Here is a 17,042-nt window from a genome sequence, read left to right on the forward strand (position 1 = left end):
CTGGAGAGCGGCGGTGGCAGCGCAGGGCCCGGCGGATCCACTGCGCAGAAGTTGTCGTAGCGGGTGCGGGAGTACGACAACTTCTGCGGAGTGGGGGGGCCGTCAGGCCGGGCGGGCCGCCCGGCGGCGGCGGTGCGGAAGCAGGGTGGCGACAGGGACCGGGGCGAAGGCGTCGGCGACGGCGACCCAGACGGTCGCGTCGGGCGCGTGGTCGCCGAGGAGCTCGGCGCAGACGCCGCACGGCTCGATGAGGTGGCGCGAGCCGCCCGGGCGCTGCAGCACTCCGACGATCGAGACGACCGGGGAGCCGGCGACGACCGCGGCACTCAGGGCGGCGGACTCGGCGCAGACGGAGGCCCGGCCGGCGCTCGCCTCGACGTGCAGGCCGGTCACGATCCGCCCGTCCGCGAGCCGCAGGGCGGCCGCGACCTCGTGGACGCCGGTCCGGTAGCGGGCGTCGAGGATCGCCGAGGCGGTCCCGAGCAGCTCGCGGTCCGGCGCGGACATCCCGGCGGGAGGCCCGTCGAGCACCGGCCGATCGAGCACCGGGCGATCCGGCACCGAAGGCGCCGAAGGCCTCGAAGGCGCCCCCTCGGTCACGACCAGCCCAGGATCCGCGCCATGTTGCCGCCCTCGACCAGCGCGCGGTCGGCCTCGTCCGGGATCGCCTTGGCGATCTTCATCCGCTCGAGGTCGAAGTCGCTGCCCGGCCACTCCGAGCCGAGCAGGATCTTCTCGGCGCCGAGCCGGGCGTAGGCGCGCTTGACGTCGGACATCAGCGTCGCCGAGGTCTCGAGGTAGACGTGCGGGTTGCGCTCGGCGACGATGATCGCCTCGGGCACGTTCCAGACCGCGCCCATGTGGGCGATGATCGTCGGCACGCCGGGGAAGCCCTTGGCGATCTCCTCGATGGCGAACGGTGCGCAGAACGCGTCGTCGAGGGCGTTGATCAGCACGGGCAGGCCGAGCTCGTCGCAGACCGCGAACAGCGGGTCGAGCAGCCCGTGATCGGCGACGTGGTAGCCGTGCAGGCTGGGGTGCAGCTTGAGTCCGACCAGGCCGGCGTCGGCGAAGCGGCGGATCTCGTCGGTCGCGTTCTCCCACTGCGGCATGACCTGGCCGAAGCCGAAGAGGCGGTCGGGGTGCGCCTTCACGAGGTCGATCAGGAAGTCGTTCTCGATGCCCTGCGCGAGGGAGCAGACCATCGCGCGGTCGACGCCGGCGGCGTCCATCCGGTCGAGGATGCGCTTCGGGTCGAACGGGGTGTAGGCCGGGGGCTGCTCGCCGGGGCGGACCCCGCTGAGGTAGTCGCTGCGGCCTCGGCGGTCCTGCGTGGTGTTGTACGCGTCGATGATCATGCGGCGTCTCCTTCTTCCAGTGTGGTGCGGGTGGGGTGTCGTTCGGGGGCGGTGCGGGCTGCTCAGCCGACCGCGGCCATCGCGCCCATGGCGACGAGCGCGGCGAGGGAGGCGAGCCTCCGGGTGGTGTCGAGGCGGCCGCGGCGGCCGGCGAGGGCGACGCGGAGGGTGCACGCCGCGTAGACGGCGACCGCCGCGCCGAGCGGCAGGGCGAGTCCGCCGCCGTGCGCGTGCCCGGCGCTCGCGAGCGGACCGGCACCCGCGGTGGGGGCGGCGTCAGCGAGGAGCACGAGGACGGCGGCGAGCAGCATCCCGACGGCGTGCAGTGCGTCGGCACCGTGCCGCCGGACGCCTCGGCCGCGGCGCACCCGGTCGATGAGGGCGGCGACGAGCGCGCAGCCCGCGAGCAGCGCGGACCAGAGCGGCGCGGGCAGGAGGTGCAGGGCGGGCAGGTGCACGTCGAGCATCGCGGCGAGCATGGCCGCCTCGGCGACGAGCCAGCCGCGGCCCACTCCCCGCCAGCCGGCGAGACCGAGCGCGAGGGAGCTGGCGGCGCCCGCGAGCATCACGACCAGCAGCACGTCCACGCCGGCCTCCTGACCTCGATCGGTCACCACGGGGGGCAACATTGGATCCAATCTAGGGCTGCGCGGATCCATGGGTCAAGCCGGACGCGGGAGTGGGCTCGCCGTTCGACGACACCGACCCTCGCGTGGGATCCAATGCCTGCCATGATTGGATCCCGGCCGACCTGGCCGCTGATCGGAGGGGATCATCGTGACGACCCAGGGCGACAACGCACTCGTGGACGATCTGGCCGCCCGCATCCGGGCGAAGATCATGTCCGGCGAGATCCCGATCGGCGCCCCGCTGCGCCAGGCCGAGCTCGCGACGCAGTTCGGCATCAGCCGCACCCCGGTCCGCGAGGCGCTGCGCCAGCTGCAGACCGGCGGGCTGATCGAGGTCGTCCCCAACCGCGGCGCCGTCGTCCGCGTGCCGGTGCCGTGGGAGGTGCGCGAGGCCTACGAGGTGCGCGCCGAGCTGGAGTCGCTGGCCGCCCGCCGCGCGGTCGACCGCCTGGACGATGCGACGATCGCCGAGCTCCGCTCCGTCAACACGGCCATGTACGAGCGCTCGCTCGCCGTCGCCGCCGGCACCGCCGCCGAGCGCGACGGCAGCGCCAACGACCAGTTCCACGGGCTGATCTACCAGGCCTCGGGCAACACCCGCCTCAGCCGGATGCTGATCGAGATCAACGACGCCTTCCCCCGCAACGTCTCGGGCCTGGTCCTCCGCGAGAACTCGCGCCACCGCGAGGAGAACTTCCGCGAGCACGAGCAGATCGTCGAGGCCTTCGTCGCCGGCGACCGCGAGCGCGCCGCCGCGATCATGCGCGAGCACGTCCTCCGCGCCGGCGAGCACCTCGCGCACTGGTACGAGCGCCGCTCCTCGACGGTGTTCACGGGCTGAGGCGCGTCGGCCCGCGCACAACGTCAGCCAGGAGTCGCCGTCATCGCCCATCGGCGATGAACACGGCTCTCAGCTGATGTTGTGCGGCGGAGTCAGCTCCGCGGCACCGTCGAGGCGCGGATCAGCAGCTCCGTCGGCAGCAGCGTCGCCCGCGGGACGTCGTCGCCGGCCAGCAGCCGCACCAGGACCTCGGCCATCGCGTCGCCGAGGCCGGCGGCCGGCTGGCGCACGGTCGTGATCGGCGGCTCGGCCGCCTCCGAGGAGTAGTCGCCGTCGAACCCGGCGAGCGCCACGTCGCCCGGCACGCTCAGGCCGCGCTCGCGCAGGACCGCCAGGGCACCGGAGGCCATCTGGTCGTTGGAGGCGAAGACCGCGTCGATCGGGCGGCCGGAGTCGAGCAGCCGCCGCATCGCCTCGGCGCCGTCCCGCGGCGAGTAGTCGCCGATCTCGACGAGCGAGGCGTCCAGGCCCGCCGCCTCGACGGTCGCCCGCCAGCCCGCCAGGCGGTCGATCGCACCGGGCATGTCCTGGCGGCTCGCGATCATCGCCGGGGCGCGCCGCCCGAGGCCCAGCAGGTGCTCGGTGACCTGCCGCGCCGCTCCGACGTTGTCGACGTCGACGAAGTGGCTGTCGTGGTCGTCGAGGCTGAGCGGTCGGCCGCCGAAGACGAGGGGCACGCTCGCGCCGATCCGGGCGTAGGAGTGGTCGCCGCTGTGGTGCGACACGACGAGCGCGCCGTCGACGTTGCCGCCGAGCAGGTAGCGGCGGGTCTTGTCGGGCGTCGCCTCGGAGGCGATCACGATGTTGAGCATGTAGTCGGTCGCGGCGAGGCGGGTGGCCGCGCCCTGGACGACGGCGGCGAGGAACGGATCGCCGAACACCTTGCCTATCGACTCGGGCACGAGCAGGGCGAGGACCTGGGTCCGCCGGCTGGCGAGCGAGCGGGCCGCGCGGTTGGGCACGTAGCCGAGCTTCTCGATCGCGAGGCGGACGGCGGCCTGCGCCTCGGCCTTCACCTTCGGCGAGTCGTTGACGACCCGGCTGACCGTCGCCCGGGACACTCCGGCGAGCGCGGCGACGGCCTCGAGCGTCGGTGCGGCCGGTGCGGTGTCGTGACTCATGCGTGCCTCTCGAGCGGTGGACCCCCGGGCCCGAGAGTAGCCGAGCGGGCGGGTGGCGTTCGAGACGCCCCTGCGGGGGCGCTCGCTCACCGGCCATGCCGGCCGGGCGGCGTCAGGAGACGAGTCTGCAGACCCGTCCTGCTGAGGACGGTGGGTCTCGATACGCCCCTCCGGGGCTACTCGACCAGCATGGAAGGCTGTGCCGGCCACCTCCGGCACGCGGAAACAGCTCCGGCACGCGGGAACCGGCCGAATCGACGAGCCAGAGACGGAACCGCGAGCCGAACCTCCGTCCCAGCCACCTCCGGCACGCAGAAACAGGCTCGGCACGCGGGAACCGGCTGGTTCCGCGTGCCGGACCCGTTCTCGCGAGCCGGAGGTCCAGCCGGGCTTCGGCTGCCCCCTGGGTCAGCCCTTGACCGCGCCGCCCATGATGCCGGCGATCAGCTGCTTGCCGGCCAGCACGAACAGCACGAGCAGCGGGATGATCGAGAGCACGGCGCCGGCCAGCACGATCGAGTAGTCGACGTAGTAGCCGGACTGCAGCTGCGACAGGGCGGTCTGCAGCGTCGGGTTGGTCGGGCTCAGCACGATCAGCGGCCAGAGGAAGTCGGTCCACGCCATCATGAACGTGAACAGCGCGAGGATCGCCATCGCGGGCCGCGCGGCCGGCACCGCGACGGTCAGGAAGGTCCGGAACTGGTTCGCTCCGTCGACCCGCGCCGCCTCGATCAGCTCGTCCGGGATCACGTCCACCAGGTACTGCCGCATGAAGAACACGCCGAACGCGGTGACCAGCGTCGGGACGATGACGGCGCCGAGGGTGCCGGTCCAGCCGAGCTGACGCATCAGGATGAACAGCGGGATGATGCCCAGCTGGGTCGGGATCGCCATCGTCGCGATCACGGTGATCATCAGGCCGTCCCGCCCGCGGAAGCGCAGCTTCGCGAAGGCGTAGCCGGCCAGGGTCGAGAACGAGACGACCGACAGCGTGATGATCCCCGAGACGACCACGCTGTTCAGCAGCGCCGTCCAGAACGGGATCGCCGTGAACACCTGCGCCGCATTCGCGAGGAAGTTGCCGCCCGGGATCAGCGGCAGCGTCTCGCCGCGGGTCGCGTTGCTCCCGCTGGCCACCACGAAGGACCACCAGAGCGGGTAGGTCGAGCCGAGGATGAAGGCGCTGAGCAGTCCGTAGGTGAGGAAGCCGGGGCGGTCGACGCGACCGGCGCCGGAGGAGCGCGGGCGCCGGGCACGACGCTCGGCCACGGCGGGCACGGCGGCGGGAACGGTGGGGATCGTGGCGGTCATCGGTCGCTCACCTTCTGCGCCGGTCGGCGCGTGCGCGTTCTCACGCGGTTCTCGACGGACGCGATCCGTCGCGAGATCGCGAAGTTCACCAGTCCGATCAGCACGATCAGCAGGAAGAGCAGCCAGGCGACCGCCGCCGCCTCGCCGAAGTTCTGGCGGAAGAACGCCATCTCCCAGAGGTAGAGGACGGTCGTCTGGAACTGGCGGTCCGAGCCGCCGATGCCGCCGGCGTTCGAGACGTCGAACAGGCGCGGCTCGGCGAAGATCTGCAGCCCGCCGATGGTGGCCGTGATGATCACGAAGATCAGGGTCGGCCGGATGCTCGGGATGGTGATCGAGGTGAAGCGGCGGAACGAGCCCGCTCCGTCGAGCGCGGCCGACTCGTGCAGGTCGCGCGGCACGGCCTGCATCGCGGCGAGGAGGATGAGCGCGTTGTAGCCGGTCCAGCGCCAGTTGACCATCGAGGCGATCGCGATGTGGCTGGCGAGGCGGTCGTTGGTCCAGTCGATCGGGGCGATGCCGACCAGGCCGAGCAGGTTGTTCGCCAGGCCCTCCTGGTCGCCGAAGATGCTCGAGAAGATCAGCGCCACGGCGACGGGCGAGACGACGTAGGGCAGCAGCACGCTCATCCGCCAGAAGGTGCGGGCGCGCAGCGACTGGTCGAGCACCGCCGCGAGCACCAGGGCCACGGCGAGCTGCGGGATCGTGGAGAGCAGGAAGATGCTCAGCGTGTTGCCGATCGAGTTCCAGAAGAAGCGGTCGCCGAGCACCGCGGCGAAGTTGCCGAGGCCGACGAAGTCGCCCTGGCCCTGCAGCAGCTGCCAGTCGTAGAGCGAGACCACCAGCGTGTAGACGAGGGGGAAGGCTCCCGTGATCGCGAAGAGCAGGAAGAACGGCGAGATGTAGAGGTACGGCGACGCCTTGACGTCGAAGCGGCTCATCCGCTGCTTGGCCGTCAGCGGCAGGCGGGGCGCGGGGCGGCGGCCGGGAGGCGGCGCGGCCGATGCGGTCGGCGGGGTCAGGGTGCTCGTCATGGGTCGCTCTCGTCGTGGGACTCGTTCATCGGAGGGGAGGGAGGGCCCCCGCCCGGCCTGCTACCGGACGGGGGCCCTGTCTGAGGGGAGCGGGTCAGTCGACCAGCTCGTCGAGGAGCGAGAGCGCCTCGTCCCAGCCCTTGTCGCCGTCGAGCTCGCCGCGGTCGACCTTCTGCAGCACCGGGCCGAAGACGTTCTCCTGGATCAGCGAGTCGTCCGGACCCTTGTACTGGGCGACGACGCCCTGGGCGCGCTCGGCGAGGATCGCGCCGGTCGGCGAGCCGTTCAGCGCCGGGTCGGGCGCGGCGGCGGAGGCGAGCTGCTCCTGGGCGGAGACGGTGCTCGGGAACGGGCCGGTCGCGTCGAACGCGGCGATCTGCTGCTCCGGCTCGCTCAGCCACGAGGCGAGCTCGGCGGCCTCGGCGGGGTGCTTCGACTGCGTCGGGACGGAGAGGAACGAGCCGCCCCAGTTGGCCGCGCCGCCGGGGAAGACGTCGGCGAAGTCCCAGCCGGTGGCCTCGGGATCGCCGCCGCCGGCCTCGACCTGCGCCTTCACCTGGCCGAGCATCCAGCCCGGGCAGACGAAGGTCGCGAAGGTGCCGTCGTTGAACGACTTGCCCTTGTTCCAGTCCCAGGCCTTCTGCGCGGCCGAGAGTCCGGAGGCGGCGCCGTCGGTGATCCAGCCCCAGCGCTCCTGGAGCTCGGCGTTGCCGTCGATGTTCAGCTCGCCGTCGGCGGTGTAGTAGCCCTCGGGGAGCTGGTTGACCATCGCGTTCCAGACGAAGCCGGACTGGTCGTACCAGGCCTTGCCGGTCGCGTCGTGGTACTGCTTCCCGGCCGCGAGGTAGTCCTCCCAGGTCGCGTCCGCGCCGCCGAGCAGCTCCGCGACGGCGGCGCGATCGGTGGGCAGGCCCGCGGCCTCGAAGGCGGCGGTGCTGTAGCAGAGGCCCTCGGGGCCGATGTCGGTGCCGTAGCCGATGACGCGGCCGTCGGGGTCGACGGCCTGCTCGTACTTCCAGTCGACCCAGTCGGCCTTGCGGTCCTCGATGCCGTGGTCGCGGAGGTCGACGAACTGGTCGGAGACCTCCATGATCGAGCCGAGCCAGCCCTCCTCGATGGCGACGACGTCGGCGAGGCCGGAGCCCGCGGCGAGCTTGGTGAACGCGTCGGTCCGGGCGTTGCCGCCGGTGTCGATGTTGTTCGGGACGATCGTGACGCCCGGGTGGGCGGCCTCGTACTCGGCATAGAGGTCGTCGAACCCCATGGCGCCGAACGTGGTCACGGTCAGTTCGATGTCGCCGTCCTCGGCCGCGCCGGATCCGGACGAGCAGCCGGAGACGAGCAGGGCCAGGGTGGCGGCGCCGGCGATCGCCGTGGCGATCCTGGCGCGTCGTGATTCGAGCACGGTCACTCCTTCGTGATGGGTGTCAGGGCACCCCTGGGGGCGCTCCCACGGTGCTGTGCTGCCGTGTGTGAGAGCGCTCTCACGAGGTGTGAGGCGAGCATACGGAGCGGGTCGCGGGGAGGTCAAGACTTTTGTGAGAGCGCTCTCTTTTGCGGTCGCGGCGTGTCCTGGAGGAGGTTCGGCTCGCGGAATCGGCCTCGGCACGCAGAGTCGGGCCGGGCTCGCGAGCCGGAGGTGCTTCCGCGAGCCGGAGGCCGCACCAGGCGAACTCCGGCACGCGGAACCACCCTCGGCTCGTGGAAACGAGGCGGAATCGCGAGCCGGAGCAGATTCCGCGAGCCGGAGGTGACGCCGGGCGACGTCCGGCACGCTGAACGGCCTCGGGCAGGTGGAAACCGGACGAAACGACGTGCCGGAGCGGATTCCGCGAGCCGGAGATGTGCGAGCTCGAGATCCGCCGGGGACCTCGGGCGACTCCGCACGGACCCGGCACGTGGAGCGACCCTCGGCACGCGGAGATGCGGCGGAACCGCGAGCCGGACGTGATCTCACGAGCCGGAGCTAGCCCCGGACTGCTCGGGCACGCGGAATCACCCTCGGCTCGTGAAAACCTGCCGAAACGACGAGCCGGAGCTGATCGCGCGAGCCGGCGGCGACTCCGCAGCACCTCGGGCTCGTGGAACCACCCTCGGCACGTGGAAACCTGCCGAAACGACGAGCCGGAGACGATCGCGCGAGCCGAAGGCGACTCCGCCGCACCTCGGGCACGCGGAATCACCCTCGGCTCGTGGAAACCTGCCGAAACGACGAGCCGGAGACGATCGCGCGAGCCGAAGGCGACTCCGCCGCACCTCGGGCACGCGGAACCACCCTCGGCACGTGGAAACCCGCGGAAACGACGAGCCGGAGACTGTCGCGCGAGCCGGCGGTGACTCCGCCGCAACTCGGGCACGCGGAATCACCCTCGGCACGCGGAAACCCGCGGAAACGACGAGCCGGAGACGATCGCGCGAGCCGAAGGCGACTCCGCCGCAACTCGGGCACGCGGAATCACCCTCGGCTCATGGAAACCTGCCGAAACGACGAGCCGGAGCTGATCGCGCGAGCCGAAGGCGACTCCGCCGCAACTCGGGCACGCGGAACCACCCTCGGCACGCGAAAACCCTCCTAAACGACGAGCCGGAGACGATCGCGCGAGCCGGCGGTGGCCCGCGGCGACTCCGGCTCGCCTCATCACCTTCGGCACGAGACCGGACGAGACAGCGCGCCGGAGGTCGCCTCACGAGCCGGAGGCGGCCGCGTCGATCGCGGCGTCTCCGGTCCGCCTCTTGACGCGGCACTTGTTTTTCACAAGCATGAGCGCAGACGCCGCAGTCCGCGGCTCCGCCGAGAAGGAGAGACCGCCATGCCCTCGATGTTCGTCAACCTGCCCGTCACCGACCTGGAGCGCGCGAAGGCGTTCTACGTCGCGCTCGGCTTCTCGATCAATCCGGCGTTCTCCGACCACAACGCGGCCTGCGTCGTGGTGGAGGAGGACCACAACTACTTCATGATCCTGGTGCGCGAGTACTTCCAGACCTTCAGCGATCTGCCGATCGGCGACCCGGCCGTGAACCCCTCCGTCTCGACCGCGATCTTCCTCGACACCCGCGAGGCCGTCGACGCCACCGTGACCGCGGGGCTCGCCGCGGGCGGATCCGAGTCACGGCCCGCCTCCGACTACGGCTTCATGTACCAGCGTCAGGTCGCCGACCCCGACGGCAACCTGCTCGAGTTCGGCTGGATGGACCCGGTCGCCGCGGCGCAGGGCCCGGAGGCGTTCACCGGCGAGCAGGCCTGAGGGCGATGGCCGCACGCGACTACGGGCAGTACTCGGCGCTCACCCGCGCGGTCGAGCTGGTCGGCGAGCGCTGGGCGCTGCTGATCGTCCGGGATCTCCTGGTCGGGCCGCGCCGGTACAGCGAGCTCGCGCAGGGGCTCGCGCGCATCCCGAGCAACGTGCTGGCCGGCCGGCTCAAGGAGCTGCAGGCGGCCGGGATCATCGGGCGGGCGCCGCGCTCGCGCATCATCGTCTACGAGCTGACGCCCTACGGCCGCGAACTCGAGCCGATCGTGCTCGCGCTCGGCGCCTGGGGGTTCAAGGCGCTGGGCGATCCGCGCGAGGAGCAGGTGATCACTCCGGACTCGATGACGGTGGATCTGCGCACCGCGTTCCGCCCGCAGGTCGCGGCCGAGCTGCCGGCGACGGTGTACGCGGCGCAGGTCGGACCGGCCGGGCTGCTGATCCGCGTCGACGGGGCGGTGCTGGACGTGTCGCGCGGCGAGGTGCCGGGCGGCGAGGCCCCGGTGGACCTGGCGTTCTCGACCGGCGCGGACATCCGGCTGCTGCTGTCGGGCGAGCTCGCGCCGGAGCGTGCCATCGCGACCGGCGCGGTCACGGTGCTCCGCGGGCGGGACGCGCTGCTCGGGCGCTTCGCGAGCACGTTCCACCTCGCGGCGTGACGGAGGGGTGCCGCGGTCGTCTGCTTGCGGCGCACATGCTGATCGAGTAGTCCGCGCAGCGGACGTATCGAGATCCACCGTGCTGCAGAAGGGTGGGTCTCGATACGCCCCTCCGGGGCTACTCGACCAGCATGCTGGGGCGCCTCGGGGGGCTTGCACGACTAACCGAGGCGGCTGGCCGCTGAGCGAGGGGCGGGTGGCCGCGCAGGGCGCCTCCGGGGCCGCGCGGCCGGGAGCCGACTGGGCGCGCGCCTCCCCCGGCGCCCGCGGGTGCTGGAGTGGCCGTTGCCCTCGCGCGCCGCGGGGCCGTCCACGACCCGCGGAGGAACCCCCATGCCGTCATCGAAGCCCGCCAGCCGCACCACGAGTGAGCAGCGGAAGGAGCACGCCGAGCAGTACTCCGCCGCGGCGCGCTACGCCTCCGAGGCATTCGGCACCTTCCTGCTCGTCGCGGGCGGCGTCGGCACGGCGATCTTCGCCTCCGCCTTCCCCGACAGCACCAACGCGCTCGGCGTCGGCTTCCTCGGCGTCGCGCTCGCCTTCGGGCTCACGCTGGTCGCCGGGATCTACGCCGTCGGACATATCTCGGGCGGCCACTTCAACCCGGCCGTCTCGATCGGCTTCGCCCTCGCGGGGCGGACGGAGTGGCGGCACATCCCCGGCTACATCGTCGCCCAGCTCGTCGGCGGCATCGCGGGTGCCGGAGTCGTCGCGCTGATCGCGGCCGACGGGCCGGCCGGCTACTTCGACGCCGCGCGCGACTCGGGCTTCGCCTCCAACGGCTTCGGCGCGCACTCCCCCGGCGGCTTCGGGCTCGGCGCGGTCATCCTCGCCGAGGTCGTGCTGACGGCCGTCTTCGTCGGCGTGATCCTCTCCGTCACCGCGAAGAGCGAGTACAAGTCCGTCGCCCCGATCGCGATCGGCCTCACGCTGACCCTCGTGCACCTGATCAGCATCCCGATCAGCAACACCTCGGTGAACCCGGCCCGCTCCATCGCGGCCGCCGTCTTCGCCGGCCCCGATGCGCTCGGCCAGGTGTGGGTGTTCCTGCTGGCGCCGGTGCTCGGCGCGGCGATCGCCGGCCTCGTGTCGAAGACGCTGCACCGCAGCCGCTGACGCGCGCGTCCGGCCGGTCGCCTCGTCGACAACGCAGAAGTCGCGGTAGTCGAGCGCGACTACCGCAACTTCTGAGGAATGGGGGCCGCCCGGTGGGCGGGGCGAGCAGCAGGACGGAGGCGGGCTCCGGACTGGAGCGCTACGGCCGTGCAGAACATGAGCTGAGGGGGCCGCTCGACCGCGATGGGCGATGAGTGCGCGTCTCAGCTGATGTTGTGTCGCACAGATCGCGCGGGATCTCGATACGCCCGCGAGCGGGCTACTCGATCAGCATGTCGGCGGGGCGGTCGCCGGAAGCTTGCTGGTCGAGTAGCCCCGGAGGGGCGTATCGAGACCTTACGTGCTCACAACGGTGGATCTCGATACGCCCGCAAGCGGGCTACTCGATCAGCATGCTGCTGCGGCCCGCATGAGGGGCGGGTCGCTCGATCAGCATGCGGCGTCAGCCGACGAGCATCGCGAAGCCCTGGGCGGGGAGGGTGACCGGGGTCGCGCCCGCGGCGGGCGACTCGCTCACCAGGGTGCCGTCCTGCGCGTAGACGCGGAGGGTGCCGGTGCCGTCGACGGTCGTCGGCTGGGGCGTCGCGGTCGAGTTGCGGACCAGCTCGGTGCGGCCGGTGTCGCCGACGAGCACCAGGCGCGAGACGACGGGGCGGACCAGGAGGGCGTCGAGCTTCGTCTCGCCGGCTAGGGCGCGGACCTCGACGGTGGTCGAGCTCGCGGGGAGCGTCCGCCGCAGCTTCTGCGGCAGCAGGATGCCGGACGCCTCGGTGACGCCCTGCGCGCCGACGGTGCTGGTGAGCACGTCGAGCGGGCGGCGGCCCGAGTTCCAGAGGCTGATCGGGGTCTTCTCGGTGCCCCGCTCGGCGGCGAAGATCACGGCCTCGACCAGGCGGTCCTGGGTCGCGGAGCCGACGGGGATCGTCGCCGCACGGCGCCAGTTCGTGAGCGACAGGTAGGAGCCGCTCCAGCCGGACTCGCCGGTCCACGCCGACTCGGGCGTGACGACCGTGCCGCCGCGGGCCGACTCGGCCTCGACGAGGCGAAGGCCGTCGCGGCTCGCCTGCGTGGTGACCGCCGTCGCGCGGGCGGCGACCGACGGGTGCGCGTCGAGTGCGAGCATCGACAGCAGGCCGTGGATGGTGCTCTCGGCGCCGCTGTTGCGGTTGACGCTGCCGTCGGCCTGGACGCCGTCGTAGGTGACTCCGGTCGCCGGGTCGTAGACGGGGGCGCCGCTGAGGTTGAGGCCGAAGAACCAGGCGCCCTGCACGCCCGCCAGGTCGAGGTAGGCGCTCGAACCGGTCGCGTCGGCGAGGGCGAGCGAGTTCTGCAGCCGCGAGTCGGCGCCGTAGGCGATCTGCACGCGGTCGGTCGGCGTCGGGTTCCAGCCGTTGTCGGGGCCGCCGGCGGTCAGCAGCTCGGGGGCGAAGCGCGCGGCGTCGACGACGGCGGGCTCGAGGAGCGACGCGTCGCCGAGCGCGACGGACGAGGCGGCCAGGCCGCCCGCCATCTGCGACGACCAGGAGTGCCAGAGCGAGCGGGACTTCGTCCAGGGCAGGATCGCGCCGTACGGCCAGGAGGTGGTGTCCGCCTCCGTGGTGGTGCGGGCGTAGGCGGCGACGCCCTCGGCGAGCTTCGCGGTGCTGGCGCGCACAGCGGCGTCGTCGGGTGCGGCCTCGACGTAGGCGGAGAGGCCGAGCAGGGCCTCCGCGGTGGCGTCGGCGCCGTCGACGATCAGCCAGGCGGGCACGTCGACGCCGTCGGCGACCGCGTACTCGCCGTAGCGGGTGAGCACCTCGCGGTCGACGGCGGAGACGCCGAGGCGGAGGCGCTCCTGCAGGAAGGCGGCGAAGTCGGGGTCCTCGTCCTGGAACGCGGCGTAGCCCTCGCCGAGCGCCCAGAGGGTGCGGGCGAGCCAGTAGCTGTCCTCGGAGTCGCTCGGGTCGGGCAGCTCCACGGGCTCGGCGCTGGGGTTCAGGTCGCCGTCGGGCTGCATCCAGAGCACGACGTTGCCGGCGTCGTCGCCGTCGGTGGTCTGGAAGTAGGCGAGCGAGCGGAGGGTCTCGTAGGCCTTGTCGCGGCTCGCCGTCGAGCCGGTCTGCTGCCAGTGCCGGAGGTAGACGACGGCGGCGCGCGAGACGTCGTCGGTGTTGTAGGCGCCCTGCGCCCAGTCGCCGGTCGCCGGGTCGAGGGGGCCGCCGCCGACGCGCTCGAAGGTGCCGCCGTCGCGGGCGTCGGCGTAGGTCCACGGGAGCACGAGGTCGGGCTCCTCGGCGAGGCGGTAGGTGCTGTGGCCGGGCTGGGGCTCCGGAGTCGCGGTGTCGAGCAGGAAGTCGAGGTGCGCGGTGTTGGTCAGCGGCTCGGCGGCCTGGGCGGGGGCCGCGCCGACGGCGAGGCCTCCGGCGGCGAGGGCGGTCGCGGCCAGGACGGCGGCGGCGCGGGGTCTGAAGTTCGTCATTGAACTCTCTCCTTGAGGGGGGGTGGTGGCTGGGGGTGGGGGATCTCGATACGCCCGCAAGCGGGCTACTCGATCAGCATGGAAAGGCGCCCGCGGGGCGGGCTACTCGATCCGCATGGAACGGAGGGCGGGCTGGATCGGCGGCGCCGCCTCATGCTGGTCGAGTAGCCCCGAAGGGGCGTATCGAGACCACACGTGCTCAGAACGGTGGATCTCGATACGCCCGCGGAGCGGGCTACTCGATCAGCATGCGAGGGCGCCCGCAGCGCGGGCTCGAAGGGCGTTACTCGTCCGTGCGGAGCAGGCGCGCCGCGCCGATCTTGGAGTCGGCCATGCCGTAGAAGACGAAGTGCCGGCCGTCGATCACCTCGATGGCGGTGGGGAAGACGACGTTGGGGACGATGCCGCTGCGCTCCTCCTCCGTCTCGGCCTCGAGCAGGGGCTCGGAGGTGCGGGCGATCACCTTCGAGGGGTCGTCGGCGTCGAGGAGGATGGCGCCGGCCGCGTAGTTGACGTGCTGCTGCTGCGAGAAGGCGCTGTCGATGGTGCCGGTGACGCCGTGGTGCAGCAGCAGCCAGCCCTCGGGCACCCGCAGCGGCACGGGGCCGCCGCCGATCTTCAGCTCCTCGTAGGCGAACTCGGGGCCCGCGACGAAGCGGTGCCGGGTCCAGCGAGTCAGGTTCGCCAGGTCGCGGTCGACCTCGTCGACCGGCACGTAGCTGATCCAGATGCTCTGCCGCGGGTCGTCGACGCCGGCGGGCAGCCGCACGCCCTCCCCCGGCCGGGTCTCGCCGAGGTCCCACATCGGCCGGTGCAGCACCGCGAAGCAGCGCGTGCCGTCCGGCGCCGCCACGATCTCGGGGAAGAACACCGTGTCCTTGTTGTGGAAGAGCCCGAGATCGATGTCGAGGTCGTCGTCGTAGGCGAAGGTCACCGGGCCGAGGCGCCGCCACTCGCGCAGGTCCTCCGAGACGGCGAGCGCCGTCCGCGGCCCGAGCGGCCCGTAGGCGACGTAGGTCATCACGTGCAGGCCGAGCGCCTCGATGAAGGTGACCCGCGGATCCTCGACGCCGGAGTGCGTCGCCCCGCGCTCGAAGCCGCGGTCGGGCGCCAGCACGACGCCCTGGCGCTCGACGCCGACGGGTACGCCGTCCTCGACGAGCACGCGGGCCAGGCCGATCCGCGAGACGTTGCCGGCGGCGACCATCCGGGGCAGGAGGTAGAGCTCGCCGTCGGGTCCGCGTCCGCTGCCGGGGTTGAGCACCCCCTCGGCCTCGAGGTCGTCGCCGGGGAGCGGCTCCATCACGACGCCGACGCGCTCGAGGCGGTAGGGGACGGCGGTGCGGGTGCCGGCAGAGGCAGTGGTACCGGGGGTGGGAGTCATGGTCATCCTTTCACTCCGGATCCGAGATCCGTCGAGACGAAGTAGCGCTGGAACACGATGAAGAGCACGACGACGGGGGCGGCCAGCACGACGGCGCCCGCGAGGATCGCGCCGAACGGGTTGTCGGTCGACGACGCGACGTTGGAGATGTAGTTGGCGAGGGACACGGCGAGCGGCTGCAGTGACGCGTCCTTCGTGATCAGGAACGGCCAGAGGAACTCGTTCCACGGGCCGATGAAGGTGAGCAGCACGGCCGTCACCAGCGCGGGGCGCACGAGCGGCAGCGCGATGTTCCACAGCAGCTTGATCTCGCCGGCCCCGTCGATCCGCGCGGCCTCGAACAGCTCCTTGGGCAGCTGCAGGAAGTACTGCCGGAAGATGATCACCGCCGTCGAGTTGATCGCGAACGGCAGGATCATGCCCAGGTGGCTGTCCGCGAGTCCGTAGTCGCGGGCGATCAGTACGTAGAGCGGGATCTGCAGCAGCTGGAACGGGATGACCTGCACCAGCAGCGCGAGCGCGAACACGGCGTTCCGGCCGCGCCACTCGAGCATCGCGAGCGCGTAGCCCGCCAGCACCCCGAAGACGATCGTGCACAGCAGGACGCCGCCGGTGAAGATCCCCGAGTTGATCAGCCCGGTGAGCAGGTTGATCCGCTCATTGACGTTCACGTAGTTGTCGAGGGTGAGGTTGCCCGCCTCGGGGATCGCCCCGGCCAGGGTGGGGTCGGGGTCGGTCTGCAGCGAGCCGATCACCATGTAGTAGAAGGGGAACAGGAAGACGATCGCGCCGAGCGCGAGCACGACGCCGCGGAGGATCACGGCCGATCGGCTCGAGGCCGGGCGCTTCCGCCGGGTCGGCGGGGCGGCGGCGGCGGGGACCGCGGAGGTCGCGCCTCCGGCACTGGCGAGCGTGCTCATGAGTTCCTCTCCCCGGCGAAGCGGTTCTGCAGGTAGGCGATGACGAGCACGAGCAGCACCAGCACGACGCCGATGGCCGAGGCCACGTCGGGCTGCCCCTGCTGGATGCCCAGCTGGTACATCAGCAGCACGGGTGAGGCGGAGGCGCCGTTGGGCCCGCCGCCGCCGGTGAGCAGGTAGGGCTCGGTGAAGAGGTTCGCGCCGGTCACGGTGGAGACGAGCAGCACCAGCAGGGTCGCCGGCCGCACGCTCGGCACGGTCACCGACCAGAACTGCCGGATGCGGCCCGCACCGTCGGTCGACGCCGACTCGTAGAGCTCCTTCGGCACGTTCTGCAGCGCCGCCAGGTACAGCAGGATGTAGAAGCCGAGCTGCTTCCAGGTGACGTAGAGCGCGATGATCGGCATCGCCAGCTTGTCGTTGATCAGCCAGGACGGGTCCGGCGCGAGCGGCCCGAGCAGGCTGTTGACCAGGCCGTTCCCGTTGAAGAGGAACAGCCAGACGCCGACGACCGCGACGCTCGCCGTGACGTAGGGCACGTAGAAGCTGACCCGGAGGAACGTGCGCAGGTGCACGACCTTGTCCAGCGCCGAGGCGAGCAGCAGCGAGAGCACCACCGTCAGCGGCACGTTGATCACCAGGAAGATCCCGATGTTGCCGAAGGAGCGGATGACCTGCGGGCTCGAGAACGCGGTGACGAAGTTGTCGAAGCCGACGAACGGGCGCTCGACCTGCACGCCGGGGGCCGCGAAGAAGAAGTCGTGGAAGGCGATGTAGACGGAGTAGCCGACCGGGAACGCGAAGACCGCGAGCACGAACAGCAGGTACGGGCTGCCGAGCAGCAGCCCGAACGGCTGCGGACCGAGGACGCGGCGGAGCAGGCTCCGCTTGTCCTGGGGCCGCGGGGCTCCGGCGCCCTGCGACGCCGGAGCCTTCGGGGCGAGAGTCGTCATCTCACTGCCG

15 protein-coding genes are annotated in these 17,042 nt (G+C 72.0%); 4 read left to right on the plus strand and 11 right to left on the minus strand.

Going from position 1 to position 17,042, the window contains the following annotated elements; all coding sequences use genetic code 11:
- Nucleotides 1–102: 102 nt before the first annotated feature.
- From EDF35_RS05720 to EDF35_RS05730, 3 genes are all read right to left on the minus strand, one after another.
- The gene (locus EDF35_RS05720; protein WP_208323014.1) at nt 103–546 is read right to left on the minus strand and encodes a hypothetical protein; all 444 of its coding nucleotides are present in this window, start codon (nt 544–546) and stop codon (nt 103–105) included.
- A 50-nt stretch (nt 547–596) separates the two neighbouring features.
- Nucleotides 597–1,358 carry an amidohydrolase family protein gene (locus tag EDF35_RS05725; protein WP_123447441.1) on the minus strand — a complete coding sequence of 254 codons (762 nt, stop codon included), beginning with the start codon at nt 1,356–1,358 and terminating at the stop codon, nt 597–599.
- Nucleotides 1,359–1,420: 62 nt separating this feature from the next.
- Nucleotides 1,421–1,975, minus strand: coding sequence for a hypothetical protein (locus EDF35_RS05730; protein ID WP_133961024.1), 555 nt, complete (start codon nt 1,973–1,975; stop codon nt 1,421–1,423).
- Nucleotides 1,976–2,135: 160 nt separating this feature from the next.
- Between EDF35_RS05730 and EDF35_RS05735 the strand changes: the two genes are divergently transcribed.
- Nucleotides 2,136–2,828, plus strand: coding sequence for a GntR family transcriptional regulator (locus EDF35_RS05735; RefSeq protein ID WP_207901612.1), 693 nt, complete (start codon nt 2,136–2,138; stop codon nt 2,826–2,828).
- Between the two features lie 92 nt (nt 2,829–2,920).
- Here EDF35_RS05735 and EDF35_RS05740 read toward each other — a convergent pair whose 3' ends face one another.
- From EDF35_RS05740 to EDF35_RS05755, 4 genes are all read right to left on the minus strand, one after another.
- On the minus strand, nt 2,921–3,949 hold the full coding sequence (locus EDF35_RS05740; protein WP_123705885.1) for a LacI family DNA-binding transcriptional regulator: 1,029 nt from the start codon (nt 3,947–3,949) through the stop codon (nt 2,921–2,923).
- Nucleotides 3,950–4,357: 408 nt separating this feature from the next.
- Nucleotides 4,358–5,260 (minus strand): carbohydrate ABC transporter permease, encoded by a 903-nt coding sequence (locus EDF35_RS05745; RefSeq protein ID WP_123731617.1) that lies wholly within the window; start codon nt 5,258–5,260, stop codon nt 4,358–4,360.
- Nucleotides 5,257–6,294 carry a sugar ABC transporter permease gene (locus tag EDF35_RS05750; RefSeq protein ID WP_123731616.1) on the minus strand — a complete coding sequence of 346 codons (1,038 nt, stop codon included), beginning with the start codon at nt 6,292–6,294 and terminating at the stop codon, nt 5,257–5,259. The genes EDF35_RS05745 and EDF35_RS05750 overlap by 4 nt, the downstream gene beginning before the upstream one ends.
- Nucleotides 6,295–6,388: 94 nt before the next feature.
- Nucleotides 6,389–7,699, minus strand: a complete 1,311-nt coding sequence (locus EDF35_RS05755; protein WP_133961025.1) for an extracellular solute-binding protein — start codon at nt 7,697–7,699, stop codon at nt 6,389–6,391.
- A 1,405-nt stretch (nt 7,700–9,104) separates the two neighbouring features.
- Here EDF35_RS05755 and EDF35_RS05760 point away from each other — a divergent pair.
- The 3 genes from EDF35_RS05760 (at nt 9,105) to aqpZ (ending at nt 11,317) form a co-directional block, all read left to right on the plus strand.
- A complete protein-coding gene (locus EDF35_RS05760; RefSeq protein ID WP_123705888.1) occupies nt 9,105–9,539 on the plus strand; it encodes a VOC family protein in 435 nt (144 codons plus the stop codon).
- A gap of 5 nt (nt 9,540–9,544) precedes the next feature.
- Nucleotides 9,545–10,201: a winged helix-turn-helix transcriptional regulator gene (locus EDF35_RS05765; protein ID WP_133961026.1), complete on the plus strand. Its 657-nt coding sequence runs from the start codon at nt 9,545–9,547 to the stop codon at nt 10,199–10,201.
- A 333-nt stretch (nt 10,202–10,534) separates the two neighbouring features.
- Nucleotides 10,535–11,317, plus strand: coding sequence for an aquaporin Z (gene aqpZ / locus EDF35_RS05770; protein WP_133961027.1), 783 nt, complete (start codon nt 10,535–10,537; stop codon nt 11,315–11,317).
- Between the two features lie 442 nt (nt 11,318–11,759).
- On the opposite strand, the gene EDF35_RS05775 is transcribed toward aqpZ, so the two are convergent.
- The 4 genes from EDF35_RS05775 to EDF35_RS05790 all read right to left on the minus strand — a co-directional run bounded on the left by EDF35_RS05775 (nt 11,760) and on the right by EDF35_RS05790 (nt 17,032).
- On the minus strand, nt 11,760–13,775 hold the full coding sequence (locus EDF35_RS05775) for a hypothetical protein (protein ID WP_133961028.1): 2,016 nt from the start codon (nt 13,773–13,775) through the stop codon (nt 11,760–11,762).
- A gap of 283 nt (nt 13,776–14,058) precedes the next feature.
- Complete coding sequence (locus tag EDF35_RS05780) at nt 14,059–15,159, minus strand: glycosidase (RefSeq protein ID WP_133961029.1); 1,101 nt, start codon at nt 15,157–15,159, stop codon at nt 14,059–14,061.
- Nucleotides 15,160–15,161: 2 nt separating this feature from the next.
- A complete protein-coding gene (locus tag EDF35_RS05785) occupies nt 15,162–16,079 on the minus strand; it encodes a carbohydrate ABC transporter permease (RefSeq protein WP_123447430.1) in 918 nt (305 codons plus the stop codon).
- Nucleotides 16,076–17,032, minus strand: a complete 957-nt coding sequence (locus EDF35_RS05790) for a sugar ABC transporter permease (RefSeq protein WP_123447429.1) — start codon at nt 17,030–17,032, stop codon at nt 16,076–16,078. Before EDF35_RS05790 ends, EDF35_RS05785 begins: the two co-directional genes overlap by 4 nt.
- Nucleotides 17,033–17,042 lie beyond the last annotated feature (10 nt).

The organism is Rathayibacter sp. PhB151 (assembly GCF_004366415.1).
Taxonomy (GTDB): Bacteria; Actinomycetota; Actinomycetes; order Actinomycetales; family Microbacteriaceae; genus Rathayibacter; species Rathayibacter festucae.

Coding starts and splice junctions, on each gene's coding strand:
- EDF35_RS05765 (WP_133961026.1), top strand. CDS start 9,545: ATGGCCGCACGCGACTACGGGCAGTACTCGGCGCTCACCCGCGCGGTC.
- EDF35_RS05740 (WP_123705885.1), bottom strand. CDS start 3,949: ATGAGTCACGACACCGCACCGGCCGCACCGACGCTCGAGGCCGTCGCC.
- EDF35_RS05790 (WP_123447429.1), bottom strand. CDS start 17,032: ATGACGACTCTCGCCCCGAAGGCTCCGGCGTCGCAGGGCGCCGGAGCC.
- EDF35_RS05725 (WP_123447441.1), bottom strand. CDS start 1,358: ATGATCATCGACGCGTACAACACCACGCAGGACCGCCGAGGCCGCAGC.
- EDF35_RS05745 (WP_123731617.1), bottom strand. CDS start 5,260: ATGACCGCCACGATCCCCACCGTTCCCGCCGCCGTGCCCGCCGTGGCC.
- EDF35_RS05775 (WP_133961028.1), bottom strand. CDS start 13,775: ATGACGAACTTCAGACCCCGCGCCGCCGCCGTCCTGGCCGCGACCGCC.
- EDF35_RS05750 (WP_123731616.1), bottom strand. CDS start 6,294: ATGACGAGCACCCTGACCCCGCCGACCGCATCGGCCGCGCCGCCTCCC.
- aqpZ (WP_133961027.1), top strand. CDS start 10,535: ATGCCGTCATCGAAGCCCGCCAGCCGCACCACGAGTGAGCAGCGGAAG.
- EDF35_RS05785 (WP_123447430.1), bottom strand. CDS start 16,079: ATGAGCACGCTCGCCAGTGCCGGAGGCGCGACCTCCGCGGTCCCCGCC.
- EDF35_RS05760 (WP_123705888.1), top strand. CDS start 9,105: ATGCCCTCGATGTTCGTCAACCTGCCCGTCACCGACCTGGAGCGCGCG.
- EDF35_RS05780 (WP_133961029.1), bottom strand. CDS start 15,159: ATGACTCCCACCCCCGGTACCACTGCCTCTGCCGGCACCCGCACCGCC.